This window comes from Rubritalea sp., from assembly GCF_051252225.1.
Classification (GTDB): Bacteria; Verrucomicrobiota; Verrucomicrobiia; order Verrucomicrobiales; family Akkermansiaceae; genus Rubritalea.
In genome coordinates this window covers 1-20,320 of sequence record NZ_JBPOGE010000001.1, presented here as the reverse complement: position 1 = coordinate 20,320, position 20,320 = coordinate 1, and the positions used below count along the sequence as shown (strand labels likewise).

The window sequence follows — 20,320 nt, the reverse complement described above, 5'->3', positions numbered from 1 at the left end:
TATGACTCAACTATCAGTTAAGCATTCAAACAACCTCCGCGCTGCGAGCCTATTTAGCACCCGCGCCACCATGACGACAGTAGCAGGCGCCATGCTCATCGGCGGTAACGCGATCGCACAAGACACCAACACCGCAGAGCCGAAGAACAAGTCCACCGAAACTCTCGACACTACAGTCTTGACCGGTCTTGAAAGCGCTCCTTTCAAAGCTGAAAAACTTTCATCCCCACGCTATGACACGATTCTAACCGACATCCCACGCACCGTCACAGTCGTGCCTAAAGAGCTGCTTAAAGCCCAAGGCGCTACAACAATCGTCGACGCTCTCCGCAACGTCCCAGGCATTTCTCTTCAAGCTGGAGAAGGTGGAACACCTGCAGGTGACCAGCTCACAATGCGTGGATTCAGCGCAATCAACGACTTCTTTGTCGATGGCATCCGTGACATCGGCGGTTACACCCGTGACCCATTTAACTACGAGCAAGTAGAAGTGGCTAAAGGCCCTAACTCCGTAGATTCTGGCCGTGGTTCAGTCGGCGGCTCTATCAACCTAGTCACCAAAACTCCGCACCTCGAAAAAAGCCTCGAGGCCACTTTAGGCTTTGGCACAGATAGCTTCGGACGTGGCACAATCGATTACAATGCCCCTATCGAAGCTCTCGATGGAGCTGCTTTCCGTCTCAACCTGATGGGAAACACCGAGTACATCCCTGGGCGTGATTACGTGAAAAATCAACGCTGGGCTTTCGCTCCCTCCTTAGCCTTTGGCCTCGGATCAGACACAGTCACCACCATCACTTACATGTACCAAAGTCAAAGCGGTCAACCTGATTACGGAATCCCTTGGCTCACACTTCCATCCGGTAAAGGTGTGGCTCCTGATGTGAACTTCGACAATTACTACGGCCTCCTCGAACGCGATTATGAACACATCGACATCAACCTCCTAACAGGTGAGGTGCGCCATAAGTACAATGAGAATACTGACCTCAGACTCGCGGCCCGTTACGGCAACGTCATGCGGGACTCTTTTATCACTGCACCACGTTTTGAATCTGGCTCTACCGACACTATTCGCCGCACTGATTTCAAGACTCGCGACCAAACGAACGAAATCATGTCCGTTGTGCTGGACTCAAATATTCGCTTTGAAACTGGATCTTTGGAACACACCTTCGTCTCAGGTATAGACTACACTCGCGAACGCAATAAGAACGTAGCCAGATCGGATGCAAACATAGCTAACGCTCCCAGCACATCCCTCTACGACCCATACGCAGGAGGCACCTACACCATGGATATCGTAGAAGGAGCTACTAGCGTCGGCCGAGTAAACACACTAGGTATATTCGCTTACGACTCCATCGCCTTCAATGAACAATGGACACTCAATGGTGGAGTTCGCTACGACAACATCCATTCCACATACGCCGAAACCGGAGAAGATAACCTTTCCAACAATGATGACCTACTCAGTTGGCGTGGAGCACTGAGCTATAAGCCTCTTAAAAATGGCGCTATTTACATCGCCTACGGAACCTCAGCAAACCCATCCATAGCAGATCGCGTATCGCTTAGCGAAGACACAGCTTCGTTAGACCCCGAAGAAACTGAAACATTTGAACTTGGTACAAAGTGGGATCTTCTCGACCAACGCCTTGGTCTAACCGCTGCGGTTTTCCACACCGACAAGACGAATGGCCGTACCAGCGCTGGGCGTGGCTATGAAACCGTTCTCACTGGGGAACAAAGAGTCCAAGGTTTCGAACTAGGCCTCACTGGTCAGATCAATGATGATTGGAGCGTCTTCGGTGGGTACACCTACCTCAACAGCGAAATTAAATCCTCTGAGAACCCTGACGAAGTAGGCAATCCACTTCCGAACACACCTGAACACAGCTTCTCTATCTGGACTAACTACCAGATTTCCGAACTCTTCAATGTTGGTGGCGGAGCGCGCTACGTTGGCAAGCGATACAGCAATGGTTCTAACACGCGTGAAGCAGATTCGTTCATCACCTTCGATGCTGCACTCACGTACCAAATCACAGAAACAATTGCGGCACAGTTGAATGTCTACAACCTCGCTGATGAGCGCTACATCGATTATGTTGGTGGCGGTCACTTCATCCCCGGTGAAAGTCGTTCAGCTTCCGTTTCTCTCCAATTCGCGTTCTAACATCACCTTTTTTCGGAGTAATTCATAACATGACATGCGCCTACGTTGGAGAGGATATTAAACGCCCCTCCGCGTAGGCGCTCTCATTCCTCACACAAGCTAGATATTACTATGACCATCGAGATCCCATCCGTCCTCACAAAAGAACAAGTCGCTAAAGTACGTCAAGAGCTCGATGCCACCGACTGGGTAGACGGGAGCACAACCGCGGGCGGACAAGCAGCAAAAACAAAAGATAACCTCCAACTTCCTACTGACAATCCAATCGGCGAGCAAATCGGAGCCAGCATTATAAAAATCCTCACCACCCACCCACTCTTTGTCTCCGCAGCTCTCCCGCTCCATTTCCTCCCACCGATGTTCAACAAGTACGCAGGAGGAGGCTCCTTTGGCACCCATGTTGACAATGCCATCCGCCACATTCCACAAACGGGTCAGCGTATCCGGACTGACCTCAGCGCCACACTCTTCCTCTCCGAACCTGACGAATATGAAGGTGGAGTTCTGAATATCGAAGACACCTACGGCACCCAGGAAGTAAAACTCCCAGCTGGCCACCTCATACTCTATCCCTCAACCAGCCTCCACCACGTCACACCCGTCACCAGCGGAGCTCGTGTCAGTTCCTTTTTTTGGATCCAGAGCATGATCCGTGATAACGCTCAGCGCAGTCTTCTCTTCGACCTCGATTGCTCGATTCAGCGTTTGAGCCAAGAACTCGACGGAATCGAAGCAGCCGAACAATCCTCAGTTCAACTCACTGGAGTCTACCACAACCTCATCCGCCAATGGGCTGAAATGTAAGCCGTTGCTTGCCGACCATCAAAACGAACAAGCTCACGCTCATCGCCTCACACACAACAAGAATGAATGACACCAAGGAAAGGCCATTAAAGCGCTCTCCCGCCAAACGCCGCAAAGCATTTTGGACAAAGCAATTCTACTTATGGCACTGGGTAAGCTCGGCAATCTGCCTAGCTGCTATGCTATTATTTACCATCACAGGTGTCACCCTCAACCACGCGGAAGACATCTCTGCAGAGCCTATCGTCATCTCAAAAACACTCCAGCTCCCAGCAGAGCAACTCAGCCACATCAGCTATAACGGAGAAGACGACAAAAAAGCTCCTCTCCCAGCAGAGCTCCACCAGTGGATCGCTAACCAGCTTGAGACTCGCTTTAAGAAAGGTAACGCGGAATGGAGTGAATATGAAATCTATCTCAGCCTACCACGCCCCGGCGGTGACGCATGGCTCGCTATCAATCGCGAAACCGGAGAACTCACCTACGAGAGTACCTCTAGAGGAACTATTTCTTTCCTCAATGACCTGCACAAAGGCCGCCACACAGGCACCGCATGGGTCTGGTTCATCGATATTTTCTCCTTTGCTTGCATTATCTTCTGCCTGACTGGCCTGGGCCTCCTCTTCGTCCATGCAAAGCGCCGCCCATCTACATGGCCTGTGGTAATCGCCGGACTCGTCATCCCCTTCATCCTCATACTTTCCATAATCTTCATCCATTAAAATTCACATGAAAGCACCCATCGCAGCTCTCCTCGCGACACCACTAATTAGTCAAACGTACGCCGCTGAAATTCAGGTCAACATCGAGATCCCGCGTCTCAACGTCGCTGAATACCATCGTCCCTACGTTGCCGCCTGGATCGAAGGCCCCGACCGCTCAAACAAGCTCAACATCTCCGTCTGGTATGACACTGAAATGAAAAAGGACGGTGGCGAAAAATGGCTAAAAGACCTCCGTCAATGGTGGCGAAAGTCTGGCCGCGCGCTCGACATGCCCGTTGAAGGCGTCAGTAGCCCGACAAAACCTGCCGGCACACATAAAGTCACTATCTCAGCCGACCAGCTCCCACCGCTCAAGGACGGACAATACACTCTCGTTGTCGAAGCATCACGTGAAGTCGGCGGCCGCGAAATCATCAGCATACCATTCACTTGGGACGGCACGAACGTAGTCACCCAAGAACAAGCCGGCGAACGCGAGCTCGGAAAAATTACTCTCAAAATTCAATAAGCATCAACCAGTATTAAATCATGAAAATTCTATCCACTTCCACCATCGCAGCGTTCGCTCTAGTCGTCAGTTCCACACACACACTGCAAGCGCACCGTGCTTGGATTCTGCCATCCACCACGGTTCTTTCAGGAGAAAGCCCTTGGGTTACCTTTGACGCGGCCGCATCTAACAACCTCTTCTTCCCGAACCACAGAGCTCTCAGCCCAGAAGCACTCATAGCGATCGGACCAGATGGCAAGCCAGTCACTCTCCAAAATGCTAAGCAAGCGGAACTCCGCACCACCTTCGACCTAGAGCTGACTCAGCCAGGAACCTACAAGATCTTCACTTCCCGACTCTCCTTTGGCGCTTCATGGAAAGAAGGAGAAGAACGTAAACGCTGGCGCGGAACGAAAGAGGAATTCGCCAAGCAAGAACTGACGAAAAAGACCGATATTTCTACTACCTCGAGCTTCTCGCGCATCGAAACCTTCGTCACCTCTGGCGCACCGACCACGAACATATTGAAACCAACCGGTAAAGGGCTCGAACTTCTCTTCGACAAAACCCACCCAAACGACTTATTCTCGGGCGAAGCCGCTACCTTCACTCTCCATCAAGATGGCAAGCCAGCAGCCAACACTGAAGTCTCCATCACCAAAGGAAATGACCGTTTTCGTAACGAAGAAGGAACCATCACTGTCACCACCGACGACAAAGGAACCTTCACCGTCACTTGGCCAAGCGCAGGCCGCTACTGGCTCAACTCCGAAAGCTCACAAGATCTCGGCGCGCCAGATGGAGTCCCTTTATCCAAGCGAGCTTCCTACACCGCTGTTTTCGAAGTACTTCCAGAGTGAACCACTCTAGCAACAGACGAGTAATCATCCCTACGGAAATTACTCCAAATGCATTCCGAGGGGCCGGCTCTGGCCTCTCGGTTTCTCGGTTACAAGGCCGCACGATGGGCACCTACTGGAAAATACACGCCCAAATCCCTCCCTCCGTCCAGCACTCTCAGCTCCAACAAACACTCGAACAGAGTTTTGCCACCATCATCCAGCAAATGAGCCACTGGGATCCCAGCTCCGAGCTCTCCCAGTTTAACCAAGCCCCTCCGAATTCTTGGCACACCCTCTCACCCGAGTTCTTCTTCGTCCTCAAGCGTGCCCTTGAAATCGCCAAACTTACTAACGGCGCCTACGATCCAACAGTGGGAAAACTCGTGGACCTCTACGGCTTCGGACCCAGCTCAGTTGAAGACACTCTCCCGACTGAAGAAAGCATCCAAAAGGCCCACCTCCACAGTGGTTGGTCTCATATCAAACTCGACCCGCACCACAACAAAGCCTTCCAACCTGGCGCTTGGTCCATTGATCTTTCCTCGATAGCAAAAGGCTTCGCCATCGATCACGCCGCCTCAAAACTCGAATCACTAGGTCTCACCGACTTCCTCCTCGAAATCGGTGGAGAGTTCCGCGGCAAAGGTTGCAAACCCAGCGCCCAACCGTGGTGGGTTCTCCTCGAACCCTACCTCCGCCACGGCAAAAACCCTCTCCCAGAAAACCTCGTCGCACTTTGCGATCTCTCCCTCGCCACATCAGGAAATGGAGTACGTCAGCGCCAATGTGCCGACAGCACACTCAGCCACATTATCTCCCCGAAAACTACACACTCCGTCCACTCCTCCATCGTCAGCGTCTCAGTCCTTGCTACCGACTGCATGGAAGCTGACGCATGGGCCACCGCCCTCTTCACCTGCGACCCAGACCTAGCACTTCAACTCGCAGAACAGGAATCTCTAACCGCCCATTTCACCACTCTAAAAAACGACACACTCAACGAATTCTGGAGTTCCCAATTCGCACGCCTATTCGAATAAGCGTGAGAAAACACCTACTCTGCCACCAGCGGTTGAACTTTCCAATTCCCAATCATTCCCCCATTAGTACCAATGGTCACTCTATAGCCATCCTCCCTCTGTGGTGAAATTGCCATTGAGTACACAGATAATCCGTTGCCGAAGTCAATCGAACGCATCTGAAATTCTTTTGATTTTGAGTCATAGGTCATTCGAATCAGACCACCATGCGAACCCGCCATAAAAAAGTCCGTGAGCTCTCCCTTTTTGCCCGGCAGAGCTTCGATCAGATACGTGTAACCCTTAAACTCTTTCAATGAACGCTTCGCAACCAACTCTCTCGTTTGCGTGTCGTATACCGCCAGCTGAGCACCCGTCTTCTTACCGTAGCACAAAGCGATGATCAGCTCCCCCTCTTGAATAAAATCATAATCCGACACCTTCCCTAAACCGTCTTTCTCTACATCGATGATTAACTCAGGCTCCGCTTCTAGATTACTGAGGTCTATACGTCTTATCCCCTTCTCGGCATAGTACATCCACTTCCCTTCCCCTGAGAAATTACGCAAATCCCCTATATAAAACCCCGCTTTCTTAATATGCACTAGCGACCTAAATTCAGCCCCCTCTGCTTGCCATTCACACACATCCAAACCTCGAATAGGCACCTTCCCTTTATAATTGTAGGCTTTCTCAACAGCGTGGCTTGAAAAAAGAAATCTCCCATCAGCACTAAAGCGAAGCTGGATCGATTTCCTCGGAGGCACTAAAAAAACCTTCACCTCCCGAAAACCCTGCTCACCTAATTCACAGATATAGATCAAGCTTTCTGACCTCTTTTCCTGCGCATCATAAGAACTCGAAATAGCTATAAACTTACCGTCTGGGCTCACTGCAAATTCCTTCAGCACTCTACCATCCTTCGAGTTATAGGAATGCCCTCGTTCATCTAAATCCGCCCCAATCACAGCAACGCCCTTTCTCCCAGCATTGACCACATAGCTCTCTCCATCGGGCATCCAAGCAAGTTCATACACGTGATCCACCCCTTGATGTGGATCCGGCTTTATATAGTTCACCCTTTCAAGCTCGCTCTCATAGAGAGTCGACAACTGCAATATCCGACCAAACGGACTCTCATTTGAAAAATTCTCAAATGCCTCTTCAGAAGCCCCCTCCAAGAGTTCCACACCCTCCTCTAGTTCATCATGCTTTGAGGCAAACATCATAAATTTCTCCATCGATTCATAAGCTTTGGGGTGCTCTTGGAAAAGCAACTCTGCTCCAGTTTTCATCGCCTCCCAATCCACCTCCTCGGGCGAATAAGTCCCTATGTGGTGGGCCTTCTTCGTTAATAAAATCTGCGTATAAACCAACTCTCCTAGCGAGCCAGGCATGAGGTCTATCAAGGAACGATAAAAGCGGTATTCATCAACATTGGGATCAAACCAACTTACACGCAACCAGTCGCCATAGGCGGAGATCAGCATGCTATTCCGAGGCTCTTGCTCAATTCCAGGAAGAAAAACCTCTCTTTTGGCCCTCTCCTCCTCCCATCCAGAATATCGCGCCATACGCATCGCAGTAAAATAAAACCACGGGTCATCCACACCACCTTCAGCTTTCTCCTCGTAGAGCTCCATTGCTTTCGCTAAGCGCTTTCCCCGCTCAGCTCGATCATCTACTTCCCAAGAAAACCGATACCAAAAATTCATTTTTAGCACATGTGCGAGTTCCTTATCTTCTGTCGTTGCCTCCCATTTCTTAATTCGCTCTAACCAAGCCAGCCATTTCTCATCCCCATCGGCGTCTTCCAGGTGATTTTCAGGTTGTAACATCGGATAGATAAACATCAGCTGGAGCTCTCCATTGTCAGAACACAATCGCTTTGCCTTGCACACTTTGATCCATTTGGAGACCTCTTCCCACTTACTATTTTTCGCCAACCTCAGCGCTCGCTTCTTCAGCTTCACCTCATCTGGAGTATTATTGCGAAAGTCTACTTTAGCCTGAACACTCCCCATACCAAGTATCACACACAGGCAAAACAGAAAGATCCGCATCATCGAAAACATGCCGCACACGCTACTTTTGCTTAGCCAAAGTACACAAGGAAATAATCTACCTCAGACCGCCACCAAGATTACTACCGCACCTAATTCAGAATCACCCCCAAACATTCAACATTCAACATTCAACATTCAACATTCGACAATCTAAATCCATTCCTCCACACTTCCGCCCGTATGCGCCACGTCCTTACCGCTGACCAATTCACCCGTCCTGATCTCGACCGCATCATGCAGCGCGCTGCAGAGATGGAAATCATCCTCAAAAAAGGTGGATCAAAAATGTGCGACGGCAAAATTCTCGGAGCTCTCTTCTATGAGCCCTCCACCCGTACTCGCCTTTCCTTCGAAACGGCGATGATGCGCCTAGGCGGCAACGTCATTTCTGAAACCGATGTCACTTTCTCATCTCAAACTAAGGGAGAAGTCATCGAAGACACCATCCGTATCGTCGGTGGATACGCAGATATCATCGCCATCCGCACCAAGATCAAAGGCGAGGCCAAGATCGCAGCCCACTACTCACCCGTTCCAGTTCTGAATGGCGGAGATGGTAGCGGTGAGCACCCGACTCAATCACTTCTAGACCTCTACACCATCGTTAAGCACCACAGAATTGGTGAAGAGAAACTCAAAGTCGCTTTCGTAGGTGACCTTAAATACGGCCGCACCGTCCACTCACTTGCAAAAGTGCTTCACAAGTTCGACGGCGTAGAACTCCTTTTTGTCGCTCCCGAAGTCATCCAAATGCCCGCCGAATACATCAATCCAGGTGACAGCATCTACCACGAACTTACCGACGAGATTCTCCAGACTGTAGATGTCATCTACGACACGCGCATGCAGAAGGAGCGCTTCGAGGACATCGAACAATTCAACCAAGTCAAAAACGCCTTCATCTTCACTCCCGAAATGGTCAACCAGATGAAGCCTGATGCCACACTCATGCACCCGCTCCCACGCGTGAACGAAATCATGCAGCGCGTGGACGATCTCCCACAAGCACGCTACTTTGAACAAGCTCTCAACGGTGTCCCAATTCGTATGGCACTCATCGCTGAAGCACTCGAAATTTGACACTTACATATTTTCACCCAAGACTCACACCATGACCCGGCGCCTTTTCCACCTTCGTGCATTCAAATGCATCGCTTTCCTTTCCATTCTAACTGCAGGCTGGGCATCAGCCGCTAGCGCTCCTCCCAGCATCGGAGCTAAGCGCGCTATCGTCATCGACTACGACAGCGGACGTATCCTTTTCCAAAAAAACGCCCACGATAAGTGCGCAGTAGCATCCACTCAGAAGCTACTCACCGCACTCTGCGTACTCGATGCTGGTTCGCTCAAAGACAGCGTCACTGTTGCAAAGACTGACACCTACGTTGAGCCAACTAAAGTCTACATCAAACCAGGTGAAACCTACACTCGCTACGACCTGCTTAAAGCGCTCATGGTCAAATCGGGTAACGATGTCGCCCGTGCACTTGCCCGCGACGTCTCTGGTAGTCAGGTCAATTTCGCCAACTACATGAACCAAAAGGCTGCTCAGATGGGTATGAAAAACTCGCATTTCTGCAATCCTCATGGACTCACAGAAAAAGGCCAATACTCCACCGCATACGACGTAGCAGTCCTCGCCCGCAATGCCTACTCCCGCCGCACAATCCGCGACATGGTCAGCACAGAAGGCTATTACTTCCAGCACCCTGGCGGCCCGCGTAAATACCTCAAAAGCACAAACCGCCTCCTCAAATCTCTCAGCTTCTGCAACGGAATGAAAACAGGCACCACCAATGCTTCAGGCCGCTGCCTAGTCAGCTCTGGAACCTACAAAGGCCGCACAGCTATCGTCGTAGTCCTTGGCGCCACATCTGCCACCGTCTGGACCGACTCCGAGAAACTCCTTCGCTGGGCACTCGGCGTTTAATTGGTAGGACTGCCCTGCCTCAAACACTGGTAGGGCGGGCTCGCCGAGCACGCCGCCTCACGGAACTCACCTCGAGATATCCCAATCACCCCATGCGCCAGCCCGAAGACGAACTCGCGGATCTCGAAGCCGCTTCGCTCAAACGCAGCCTGCGCTCAATCGACTCCCCCCAGCTTCCGCACTCCGAAATCAACGGTGATACCCTTCTCAACTTCGCCTCCAACGACTACCTCGGACTCGCCAACCACCCTTCCATCAAAGCGGCCTATCAGGACGCAGTAGAACAATGGGGTGCTGGCTCCGGATCTTCCCGCCTTATCTGCGGCTCACTTCCTCCCCACCGCGAACTCGAGCACTATCTAGCCCAAGCAAAAGGCTGCCAAGCCGCTCTCGTTTTTGCTAATGGCTACGCCACCTCTGTCGGCACCCTCTCCGCTCTCCTACAAAAAGGCGACACCGTCATCCTCGACAAGCTTTCCCACGCCTCACTTATCGACGGAGCTCGACTCAGCGGCGCCACTATCCGCGTCTTCCCCCACAACGATCTCAACAAGTTAGACAAGCTACTCCAGTCCACCACTGAAAAAGCAGATACTAACAGCCGCATCCTGATCGTCACCGAATCAGTCTTCAGCATGGACGGAGACATTGCACCGCTCGCTGAAATCGTTGCTCTCAAACAAAAATACAACACCCTCCTCCTAGTCGATGAAGCACACGGCCTCGGCATTTATGGAGACACCGGAATGGGGCTCAGCGAGCACCTCCATTGTAGCTCAGGAATCGACTTCCACATGGGCACTCTAGGAAAATCCGCAGGAGTTGCTGGCGGCTACATCGCTTGTTCTCAGCCATACCGTGAGCTCCTCATCAATCGAGCACGCTCCTTCATCTACTCCACCGCCCCCCCGCCGGCACAATCAGCCGCCGCACTCGCCGGTCTCAAACTCATCCGCAGTACCGAGGGCCAAACCCTCAGAGCCAAACTCTGGAGAAACGTCCAGCAGTTTTGCGAATTCACCGACACCCCACTCGCCCACAGCGCCATCATCCCATGGCACGTCGGTGACTCAGCAGCAGCTCTAGCATTTTCTAGCAGACTCCAGCGCGACCACAGAATCCTAGCTCCCGCCGTCCGCTACCCCACAGTCCCTCGCAACACCGCGCGACTCAGGATCACTCTCACCGCTGCCCACAGCGAACAAGACATAGCGGCACTTCAGCACGCACTCCTAACAGAGTAGCTCACACATTTACGGAGATTCGAGCGTGCACATTTTTTAGATGTGCTATAGTGCGCTCATGAAACTTGTATCCCTATTCAGTTTATTGACCGTTAGTCTTTGCTTTGGCGCAGAAATGTCAGTCACCTACGAAGACAACGGTGTCGAATGCGAAGGCTTCGTCGCCACTCCTGAAAATGCCAAAGACGCGCCTGCTGTTCTCGTCGTGCACCAATGGATGGGTCTCACTGATTATGAAAAAAATCGATGCCGCCAACTTGCCGATCTCGGTTACGTCGCATTCGCTGTCGACATTTACGGTAAAGGAGTGAGACCAGCGAATAAGGGTGAAGCTGGCAAGCAAGCTGGAAAATACAAAGGAGATCGCGAGCTCTACCGCAGCCGCCTCAATGCAGGCCTCGCCGAAGCTTTAAAAATCGAGGAAGTAGATGCTGACCGAGTCACCGCTATTGGCTACTGTTTTGGCGGTACTGGCGTGTTGGAATTAGCGCGCAGCGGAGCAGATGTCGATGGAGTCGTCAGCTTCCACGGTGGCCTCGGCTCACCAACACCCGAAGATGCTGCCAATATTAAAGGCCGCGTACTCGTTCTCCATGGCGCAGTCGACCCCATGGTCTCCGCCGAAGAACTCGCCGGATTCGAATCAGAAATGACCGACAATAAAGTCGACTGGGAACTCATCAAATACGGCGATGCCGTTCACGCATTCAGCCAATCCATGGCCGGCAATGACCCGAGCAAAGGTGTCGCCTACAATAAAAAAGCGGACGATCGTAGCTGGCAGCGTATGAAAAACTTCTTAGAAAACGTGAATTCTAAGTAGCTCTTCTTCTCGCCACCACTCCGCCTAGAATCACAATCAAAGCACAGAGCCCCGCGAACCAATCTCCCGCCACTGCATAAAGTGTCCACACTGGCTTAGTCGGCACTTTAACGACTCCATATAAACCATCTCTCACAAAGGGATTTTCCCGGGTGCCAATAGCATTCAGCCCCCCCGTTTGGTGATTCTCCATTGAACCAATCGTATCGACAATCCCGCTCACTCCCGTGTTAGCGGCACGCGCCATTGGTCGCCTGAGCTCCACACAGCGAAACTTAGCATTCGCCATATGTTGTTTCGCGGCCTCGCTCTCGCCAAACCAGCCATCATTCGTGATATTAACTAACATCTGAGGCGCATCGCGAACAAACTTACGAATCACCCGCCCTACTGTGTCCTCAAAACAAATGTTTGGCATCAGCTGCACATCCTCCCCCCGTAACTCCACGGTTAACGGCTCAAACGACCCACTACTGGAAAAGTTTTTCCCATAGGACATCCCGGAGAACATACTCGCTATACTACCTAGCAAAGGGACCTCTGGAATATATTCACCAAAAGGTACGAGGTGATTTTTCCCATGCGTATTAAGAGCCGTAGTTGGGTACAGCTCTTGCTCAGCTATCTCCGGGCCAGTCACCACAAAAGCATTATAGGCATCCCCCGCTTCTAGGTCGTAAAAAACTTCTCCATCAATCACAGTTCCAGCGATAAAGTTCGCCCCAAACACCGTCTTAAAATGGTTCTCTTGGTAGATCTGATCGACTAACAAGTCCTTGGTCAACATCGGCAGGTAAATACCTTCCGTATCAGGAAGATAAACCAAAGGCTGTGTAGTCGCAGATTCTGGCAACACGAGTAAATCAGGATACTCCAGTTCGATCTCCATACCCGTCTCTGCCGCGGCCTGCATCCGCTCTTGATTGAGCACCTCTAACTCCCCCAACTCTCTATCAATACTCTCAATATACGCGCTGTAGTGCTCCACCTCTAACTGCTCATCCCACTTTAAAGTCTGAGAGATATTCTCCTGAATAATGAGCGTTCTCACCGCATGAAAAGGAGCGTTACTGTGATAGGCCATGCGATTTACACCATAGGCAAAAACCGCCGCTATCATCCCCACTGCTATACCGATTTCAAAATGCGCCTGAAATTTACCAGCACGCAGTTCATCAATAAGTCGCTTCCCAGTCTGTAACATCACAGCAGCCATCATCATTGGAATAAATGCCACGCCAGTCACACCCACCAAGTCCGCCACCTGCATCACCACTGGCACTTCGTGAAATGCCACACCTAGCCCATTCCAGCCAAAACCTGTCAACAGCCAGCCGCGTGCCCACTCTAGCACCACCCATGCAGCAGCATTGATCAGCGCAAAACCTAACACCCGCATCGATGGCTTAAAACCTCCCACGCGCTTTGGTTTATCTAGCTTCGCTTCCATCTTCTCCGCGATCGCCGACTTTACTCTCTGCGTCTTAGCCCGCCACGGATTCCCAACCGATGCTGCGAACATCCCCCACAATCCGAAATAAAGCGCTAAGTAAACGCTCAGCATTAGCCACCCTGCGTACGCACCTAACACTGGAACAGTGGGTAAATCCCCCATCGCAGTCAGCCACTTCACATTTAGCATCCAGAACACTAGCCCCCCCACCAAGCCGACTTTAAAACCAAAGCGTTTTCTTTTCTTCTCCCCACCACCAAGCCAGAGTGCCGCCATCAGCGGAATAGACCAAATCCACACAAAGCTACCCGAAACTTCAAAGCCCGGGAAACATATCGCTAACAACACACCACTCAAGATGGCTGCTAGATAAGGAAGAAGTGGTCGTAGCTTGTTCATCAGTTATTTAAAATAAAACCCTAGAATCACAGTCAGCCCCTAGGTCGTGTGGACAAATTGATTTGCTGCACGATGAGAGCTCATTTCAATGATAGTAAGGCGGCAAAGGGAGAGTTGATAAACATCAATGACCCCCTTGCCAACGCTGCTATAGTTGAAATGCGCCTCAAGGCTTTTTATCAACGCATTCAGGCCGCCAATTTCATATCAAATACAATCCGGTCGTGCGGTGAAGTAATTTTTTCATACGGCCTAAGGAGAAAGTTCAATGCACTAGATCATAGACCTAACACATAAAATGTAAAACTATCGCAAGGCTAGCTATGCCATCCGTGCCTGCGCATCAGATTCGAGCCCAGCCCAGAGACTATCCAGACCGTCACGCACCTTCTGCTTACTCGCTTCGAGATCGTCGGAAGGCTCATCTTTTCCGAACAGGTAGAATTTGATCTTAGGCTCGGTGCCAGATGGTCGCACAGCAAAGGAACGTCCATCTTCCAGCTCCACTAAGAGCATACCCGCGTTAGGAATCGTATCCCCTTCACTGTCTTCAAACTGCTCTTTCGCAAAATCACGAACGCGACTCACAGCCACTCCGTCAACTTCTGTTGGAGGTGTGTTAGAATAAGAATCGTTGAGCGCTTTGATCTGCGCAGCGCCTTCAGCACCTTCCATCACCATCGACTTCCCTTGCTCTAGGTAGAATCCGAATTCTTTATAAATCGCATCTAACAAGCCAGCAATTGTCATGCCCTGGCTCTTCGCGTAGGCAGCGACCTCCGCAAACATCACAGCAGCCATGTTGCCGTCTTTATCACGTACGAAGTCAGCACCGAGGTAACCGTAAGACTCCTCACCGCCAAAGATGAAAAAGCGCGAGTACTCAAGACGCAACTTGCGCGTAACTTCTTCGCTGAGGTCACGGTAATCTCCTTCGTACTTATCCGCGGGAATCCCCTGCTCGTACTTCATCAACTTATCAGAAATAAATTTAAAGCCTGTGAGCGTATCCACCATATTCACCCCAAACTTCTCAGCAATTGCTGTTTGTAGCTCAGTCGTGACGAAAGTTTTAATCAACGCTGCGTGACCGCGGTTAGAGTCATTGAGAATCCCAAGATCGAACATCGTCTTCGTGCGGTACCACGCCATCAGTGAACCAATCTGGTTACCTGTAAGCAGCTGCATTTCGCCAGCGTCATTGCGCACAGCCACGCCCATGCGGTCGCAGTCTGGATCAGTACCGATCACGATCTCAGCATTTTCCTTTTCGGCTAACTCCATTGCCATTGCCAGCGCTGGTGCATTCTCAGGATTTGGCGAAGCCACAGTTGGGAAGCGGCCATCGCCTCCGTCTTGCTCAGCCACAGTCAACACCTCAAAGCCAAGCTCACGGAGGATCGGCACAGAAATGTGACCACCAGTGCCGTGGATGTTCGTAAACACCACCTTTGCGCCACCATTCTCGAGAAGATCTGGACGCAGAAGAAGCGTCTTTAGTTTGTCCATGTAGCGTCGATCCGCTTCCGCTCCTAGTACAGTGAGTGTGCCTTGCTCAGATACTGGGAGAGCCTCATACGCCTCTTCAGTGATATCTTGAAATTCATCTAACACGCCAGATGCGTGCGGTTCGACAAGCTGGGCTCCTTCATTAAAGTAAGCCTTAAATCCATTATCCTGCGCAGGGTTATGACTAGCAGTCAGCACCACGCCGGCATCGAGACGTAACTCGCGGATGAGAAAAGAAAGCTGCGGGGTCGCACGTGCATCTTCAAAAAGGTAAGCATCACAACCGAGTTCCACACAGACTTTCGCACAGAACTCAGCAAAATCACGTGAGTAGTGACGCGTGTCTTCAGCGAAGGCAAAACTTGGTTTGCGCTCGATCCCCTGACTCGCAAGATACTTCTTCACATACGCCACCATCCCGCGAATTGCGCGACCGACATTATAAAAATTCATCGAAGCCGTCCCCACACATGGATGCTCTGGACGACCTAGAGGCCCGCCTTCGCCTTCTTCCGCTACTGTCACAACTCGTCCGACTGTTCGGCCACGCAAACCACCTGTGCCAAATACTAATGTCTTAAAGAATCGATCATTCAGCTCAGCCCATTCACCAGACTCGGCTAGTTCAGTCACAACAGCTTCTGCTACTGGGCTGTTTGATCCTGCTAACAACGCTGAAATATTTTCGCGGGAAGATACTAACAAATCGCCGCGCTCCACGGCTCCATCGAGTAGGGGTAACAAGTCACTCATTATGCGCTGGATCATAAGAGCCAAACATGAGAAGGCAACCCCACAAATACGGATTTCTCATGAAATTACGTCACACATCTGTCATATAGGATCTATGAACGTCACTCAACTTTTCGAGCAAGCCATTGCCAAGCGCCAGCATCTGCTAGATGCGAACACCGATGCCGTCCGCCTTTTCGACGGCTCAGGTGATGGACTCGCTGACACATTCCTCGAATGCTTCGCTAGCAGATGGGTGCTTTCCACCAGAGACAAACACATTTCTAACGACGTCCGCGCGTTCTTTCTAAACTGCGGAAAAACGGTCTACTGGAAACAGCTCGACCAACATCAAAAAACCGACCCTAGCCACCTCGCAGGGCCTGAGCAAAATCAACAGTTCATCGCGCGAGAGTCAGGCATCAATTACGAGATCTCCTTCCAGTCTGGCTACTCGCAAGGCATTTTCCTCGACCAGCGTGACAACCGCAAGCGCGTCCGTGACCGTGTCAGCTCGGGCGACCGCGTGCTCAACACCTTCGCCTACACCGGCGCATTCTCAGTCTCTGCTGCGATGGGCGGAGCCACCACCTCTACACTAGACCTATCCCAACCCTACCTCGACTGGGCGAAACAAAACCTCACTCACAATGAAATCGACCCGACTGAGCATTATTTCTGTAAAGGAGACACCTTCCACTGGCTCAGCCGATTCGTGAAACAAGGCCGCAAGTTCGACGGCATCATCCTCGATCCCCCCACATTTTCACGAGACGACAAGGGCAAGGTCTTCCGAGTCGAAAAAGACTACCATCGCCTGACTGATCTCGCAGCCCAGTGTGTCAACCCTGGCGGCTGGATTCTAGCCTCTACCAACTGTCGTAAAATGAGCGATCTAGACTTCCTTGCCGAAGCAGCCCGCCGCCTGCCTCGCCACCACAAGGCCACCGCGCTCCCTATGCCAGAAGAATACACTGGCGAGCGCTACCTCAAAACCCTCTGGTTCGATTTGTAATAAGTGATAAGTTTCCACAAGTTTGTCTTCACACTTCTAGCTTCACACTCCTAACTTCCACCATGAGCCTCATCACAGCGACTAACCTTCACCGCGGCTACTCCGTCGGCAAGAAGCGCATCGAAGTCCTCCACGGGATCAATCTTAACATCGAGAAAGGAGAGAAGATTTTCCTCTGCGGTCCATCTGGCGCAGGTAAAACGACTCTGATGTACACCCTCGCCGGCCTTGAAAAACCAGAGAAAGGCTCGGTTCACATCGATGGACAAGATCTCTACAAGCTTAGTAAAAAGCAACAGGCGAAGCTGCGCAACGCACGCATGTCCTACATTTTCCAAAACTACTACCTCATGCCCGAGCTCACCGCGCTTGAGAACGTACTCGTTCCAGCGATGATCGGCGGCAAGGGTGACGAAGCTGCTGCCAAATCAGCACTCGACCGCGTCGGTCTCGACCATCGCTACGACCACCTCCCAACCGAACTCTCAGGCGGTGAACAACAACGCGTCGCCATCGCCCGCGCTCTGGTCAACAAACCCGAAATCATTTTCGCAGACGAACCCACTGGCAACCTCGACTCCAAAAATGGCGATCAAGTCATGCAGCTCTTGTTAGAGCTCACCAGCCAAGACGACACCACACTAGTCGTCGTCACTCACGATCTCAACCTCGCCAAACACGGCGACCGCACCCTCATCGTGAAAGACGGTAATGTACAAGCCGAAACAGCCGAAGCTTCTCTCTAAAAAATCCAGTTTAGGGCACCTCCGGCAACTAGCGTTGGTGGTGCTGGAAAGGATTTCAAGCTAGGCTAGGCATGATAAGTGAGCGGATTTTCATCCGTGAATGAAGAATAACGAAGCCTCGCGCAGAAAGGCTTTCAAGCCCGAAGGTGGACCATCGTCAACAACGAGCTATGCTCGCAAATCTAAAGAATAAATAGCTCACACACCGACAGCGAGAGTTGCCGGAGGTGCCCTTTAGCGTATAATCAAGTTTTTATGATAAGTAAGGAGTTTTCTTACTCCTGAAGAACGATGTAGCGTGAATTCTAGCTTTTTTTATTTTACTCCTTCCCACTCGTATTTTACGTCTTAACTGTCGTTTACCCCTTATAAAATAACACCCCACCCATCATGGCTAACACTTCACACCAACTCCCTCTCTTTTTATTATCTTTCCACCGTGAATTTCTCCCTGATTATCTGTCCTTAGGTAAAATATAGACCTATTGAAGGAATTGCCATCGTATATATAACTAATAGTTAGCCTAAATATGCAAAGTCTACTCAAACTTCTTAGCTGTTTTCTACTTATCAGCTCTTCGTACGCTAAAGATGAACTCATCTACCAATACGGCACGTACACCTATAAAAACACGGATCACAGCCTGACATTAACTCTCAGCAAACCAGAGGACTCCAAACTCGCTCTCAAGGGAGTTTTTGATGGTTCTTTTACCGTCGGCACTGGTCAGAACTCTCCATTCACTGTCACTCCTAACAAATGGTTCGTATATTTTAACCCACCGAATGAAATCTGGACTTTCGACGGTGTATCAAAACTCCATTTATATGAAAAAACCTCCAAGCCATATGGTTTGAAAGCTTCATCAAGTGAAGTTCTCCCAAACCTCATCGAAAAGGCTCCTTTGATCGTTCAACAAGCAATCCGACCAACAAAGTAGCAAAAACTGCCTTTGGCTAACAAGACGCTGCACCCAACCTCGTACCGCGGTTGAGCGCGACTCACCTTTCACTACATTCACTCTTAAATCTTAATCCAAAGCTTTCTGGCCGAGTACTCGGTTGGTGTGCTTTACGTTATACTAAACATGAACACTACAATACACGTATCATGGGACGGCCCATATACGCTGGATCAAATCCACAAACTACAAAGTAATTGCGATTACGGAATCTATCAAATATATGGACCTAGCCCTACTTATGGGAAAGTCGAACTTTTATATATAGGGCAATCTAACAAACAAACATTTGGCATTCGAATTCCAGCTCATAGCGGCTGGATCAGTGGAACTAGAGACATGAGTCAAATTCAAATCTATATAGGTCGCCTAGCTGGAAACACTCCTGACACACTGACATGGGAATCACATATTGATGCTGCTGAAAGACTTTTAATATACGCACACTTCCCGCCATACAATACCCAGAAATGGACTCGTGGAGATGTCAGTAACTACCACGTTCTAAACTGGGGCAGATATAGAGATTTATTCCCTGAAGTTTCAGGTCAACGATGGACAGAAACTAACGAACCAGCAGAGCTATACGGAGATACTAAAATCGCCTTTGTATAACAAGACGCTGCACCCAATCCCCTCACCGCCGAGACGCGAACCATTTTCAATCTCCAAACATCAACCCAAAACCAAAGCACGCTGAGAGTTCGGTGATTGGTGTGCTTTACGTTAGCTTAAATATGCAACGCCCATCACTAGATAACCCATATATCAAAGATTTTAATTCTTCGTCCGACAAAATCATAGTTCGTCGTGAAAATATCGGTGAGATCGGAAGATGGGTCGAAGGCGATTACTGGCATTTAAATCAGTCCTTTAATGATAGAAGTCTATTTTTTGGAAGTGGCATTGATGCATTCATAGACCCTTATGAGCAATTTCTCATTCTCAGAGATGCAGCTGTCATTCTTCTCTTCGACTACACTACAGGTCTATGCTGGAATTCAGAAGGACCTTGGAACCCTTCACTAACTCTTGGGGACTTCCCAAAGATTAACTACACTGCCGAATATATATTGCTTGGCACTTCACACATCAAAGTCCCGAGAGACGAGCTAACAAAATTCTTCACTCTAGGCTTAGGCCGCTCTAAAGACGGTTTTCTTACACATTGGAGACCTGAGTCTGGGCACTCGAATAAATACAGTCATAGACTTGAAGATGTCTCCAGCCTACTTCAAAACTGACTTAGCTAACAAGACGCTGCACCCAATCCCTTCACCGTCGAGACGCGAGCCATTTCCACAATCCAAACATTAACCCAAAAACAAAGCGCGCTGAGAGTTCAGTGATTGGTGTGCTTTACGTTAGCGTGAATCTGAAGA

18 protein-coding genes are annotated in these 20,320 nt (G+C 50.4%); 15 read left to right on the top strand and 3 right to left on the bottom strand.

Going from position 1 to position 20,320, the window contains the following annotated elements; translation table 11 throughout:
- The first annotated feature begins 1 nt into the window (after position 1).
- From ACSHX2_RS00090 to ACSHX2_RS00065, 6 genes are all read left to right on the top strand, one after another.
- Positions 2-2,179, top strand: a complete 2,178-nt coding sequence (locus ACSHX2_RS00090; protein ID WP_435689360.1) for a TonB-dependent receptor — start codon at positions 2-4, stop codon at positions 2,177-2,179.
- Between the two features lie 111 nt (positions 2,180-2,290).
- A complete protein-coding gene (locus ACSHX2_RS00085; protein ID WP_435689358.1) occupies positions 2,291-2,983 on the top strand; it encodes a Fe2+-dependent dioxygenase in 693 nt (230 codons plus the stop codon).
- Positions 2,984-3,045: 62 nt separating this feature from the next.
- Positions 3,046-3,705, top strand: a complete 660-nt coding sequence (locus ACSHX2_RS00080; protein ID WP_435690212.1) for a PepSY-associated TM helix domain-containing protein — start codon at positions 3,046-3,048, stop codon at positions 3,703-3,705.
- Between the two features lie 7 nt (positions 3,706-3,712).
- Complete coding sequence (locus ACSHX2_RS00075) at positions 3,713-4,216, top strand: DUF2271 domain-containing protein (protein ID WP_435689356.1); 504 nt, start codon at positions 3,713-3,715, stop codon at positions 4,214-4,216.
- A gap of 20 nt (positions 4,217-4,236) precedes the next feature.
- Positions 4,237-5,058, top strand: coding sequence for a DUF4198 domain-containing protein (locus ACSHX2_RS00070; RefSeq protein WP_435689354.1), 822 nt, complete (start codon positions 4,237-4,239; stop codon positions 5,056-5,058).
- On the top strand, positions 5,055-6,080 hold the full coding sequence (locus ACSHX2_RS00065; protein WP_435689352.1) for an FAD:protein FMN transferase: 1,026 nt from the start codon (positions 5,055-5,057) through the stop codon (positions 6,078-6,080). The genes ACSHX2_RS00070 and ACSHX2_RS00065 overlap by 4 nt, the downstream gene beginning before the upstream one ends.
- A 14-nt stretch (positions 6,081-6,094) precedes the next feature.
- Here the strand turns inward: ACSHX2_RS00065 and ACSHX2_RS00060 are convergent, their stop codons facing one another.
- On the bottom strand, positions 6,095-8,134 hold the full coding sequence (locus ACSHX2_RS00060) for a hypothetical protein (protein WP_435689350.1): 2,040 nt from the start codon (positions 8,132-8,134) through the stop codon (positions 6,095-6,097).
- A gap of 171 nt (positions 8,135-8,305) precedes the next feature.
- On the opposite strand from ACSHX2_RS00060, the gene pyrB reads away from it, so the two are divergent.
- The 4 genes from pyrB (at position 8,306) to ACSHX2_RS00040 (ending at position 12,122) form a co-directional block, all read left to right on the top strand.
- A complete protein-coding gene (gene pyrB, locus ACSHX2_RS00055) occupies positions 8,306-9,205 on the top strand; it encodes an aspartate carbamoyltransferase (RefSeq protein WP_435689348.1) in 900 nt (299 codons plus the stop codon).
- A 31-nt stretch (positions 9,206-9,236) separates the two neighbouring features.
- Positions 9,237-10,055: a D-alanyl-D-alanine carboxypeptidase family protein gene (locus ACSHX2_RS00050; RefSeq protein WP_435689346.1), complete on the top strand. Its 819-nt coding sequence runs from the start codon at positions 9,237-9,239 to the stop codon at positions 10,053-10,055.
- Between the two features lie 92 nt (positions 10,056-10,147).
- A complete protein-coding gene (locus ACSHX2_RS00045; protein ID WP_435689344.1) occupies positions 10,148-11,299 on the top strand; it encodes an aminotransferase class I/II-fold pyridoxal phosphate-dependent enzyme in 1,152 nt (383 codons plus the stop codon).
- Positions 11,300-11,357: 58 nt separating this feature from the next.
- A complete protein-coding gene (locus ACSHX2_RS00040) occupies positions 11,358-12,122 on the top strand; it encodes a dienelactone hydrolase family protein (protein WP_435689342.1) in 765 nt (254 codons plus the stop codon).
- Here ACSHX2_RS00040 and lnt read toward each other — a convergent pair.
- Both lnt and ACSHX2_RS00030 read right to left on the bottom strand, forming a co-directional pair.
- Positions 12,115-13,974, bottom strand: a complete 1,860-nt coding sequence (lnt, locus tag ACSHX2_RS00035; protein WP_435689340.1) for an apolipoprotein N-acyltransferase — start codon at positions 13,972-13,974, stop codon at positions 12,115-12,117. The genes ACSHX2_RS00040 and lnt overlap by 8 nt on opposite strands.
- Positions 13,975-14,295: 321 nt before the next feature.
- A complete protein-coding gene (locus ACSHX2_RS00030; protein WP_435689338.1) occupies positions 14,296-16,251 on the bottom strand; it encodes a phospho-sugar mutase in 1,956 nt (651 codons plus the stop codon).
- Between the two features lie 79 nt (positions 16,252-16,330).
- On the opposite strand from ACSHX2_RS00030, the gene ACSHX2_RS00025 reads away from it, so the two are divergent.
- The 5 genes from ACSHX2_RS00025 (at position 16,331) to ACSHX2_RS00005 (ending at position 20,182) form a co-directional block, all read left to right on the top strand.
- Positions 16,331-17,230 (top strand): class I SAM-dependent rRNA methyltransferase, encoded by a 900-nt coding sequence (locus ACSHX2_RS00025; protein ID WP_435689336.1) that lies wholly within the window; start codon positions 16,331-16,333, stop codon positions 17,228-17,230.
- Positions 17,231-17,292: 62 nt separating this feature from the next.
- The gene (locus tag ACSHX2_RS00020) at positions 17,293-17,976 is read left to right on the top strand and encodes an ABC transporter ATP-binding protein (RefSeq protein ID WP_435689334.1); all 684 of its coding nucleotides are present in this window, start codon (positions 17,293-17,295) and stop codon (positions 17,974-17,976) included.
- Between the two features lie 530 nt (positions 17,977-18,506).
- A complete protein-coding gene (locus ACSHX2_RS00015) occupies positions 18,507-18,917 on the top strand; it encodes a hypothetical protein (RefSeq protein ID WP_435689333.1) in 411 nt (136 codons plus the stop codon).
- Between the two features lie 147 nt (positions 18,918-19,064).
- Positions 19,065-19,553 (top strand): hypothetical protein, encoded by a 489-nt coding sequence (locus tag ACSHX2_RS00010; protein ID WP_435689331.1) that lies wholly within the window; start codon positions 19,065-19,067, stop codon positions 19,551-19,553.
- A gap of 122 nt (positions 19,554-19,675) precedes the next feature.
- Positions 19,676-20,182, top strand: coding sequence for a hypothetical protein (locus tag ACSHX2_RS00005; RefSeq protein WP_435689329.1), 507 nt, complete (start codon positions 19,676-19,678; stop codon positions 20,180-20,182).
- The last annotated feature ends 138 nt before the right edge of the window (positions 20,183-20,320 follow it).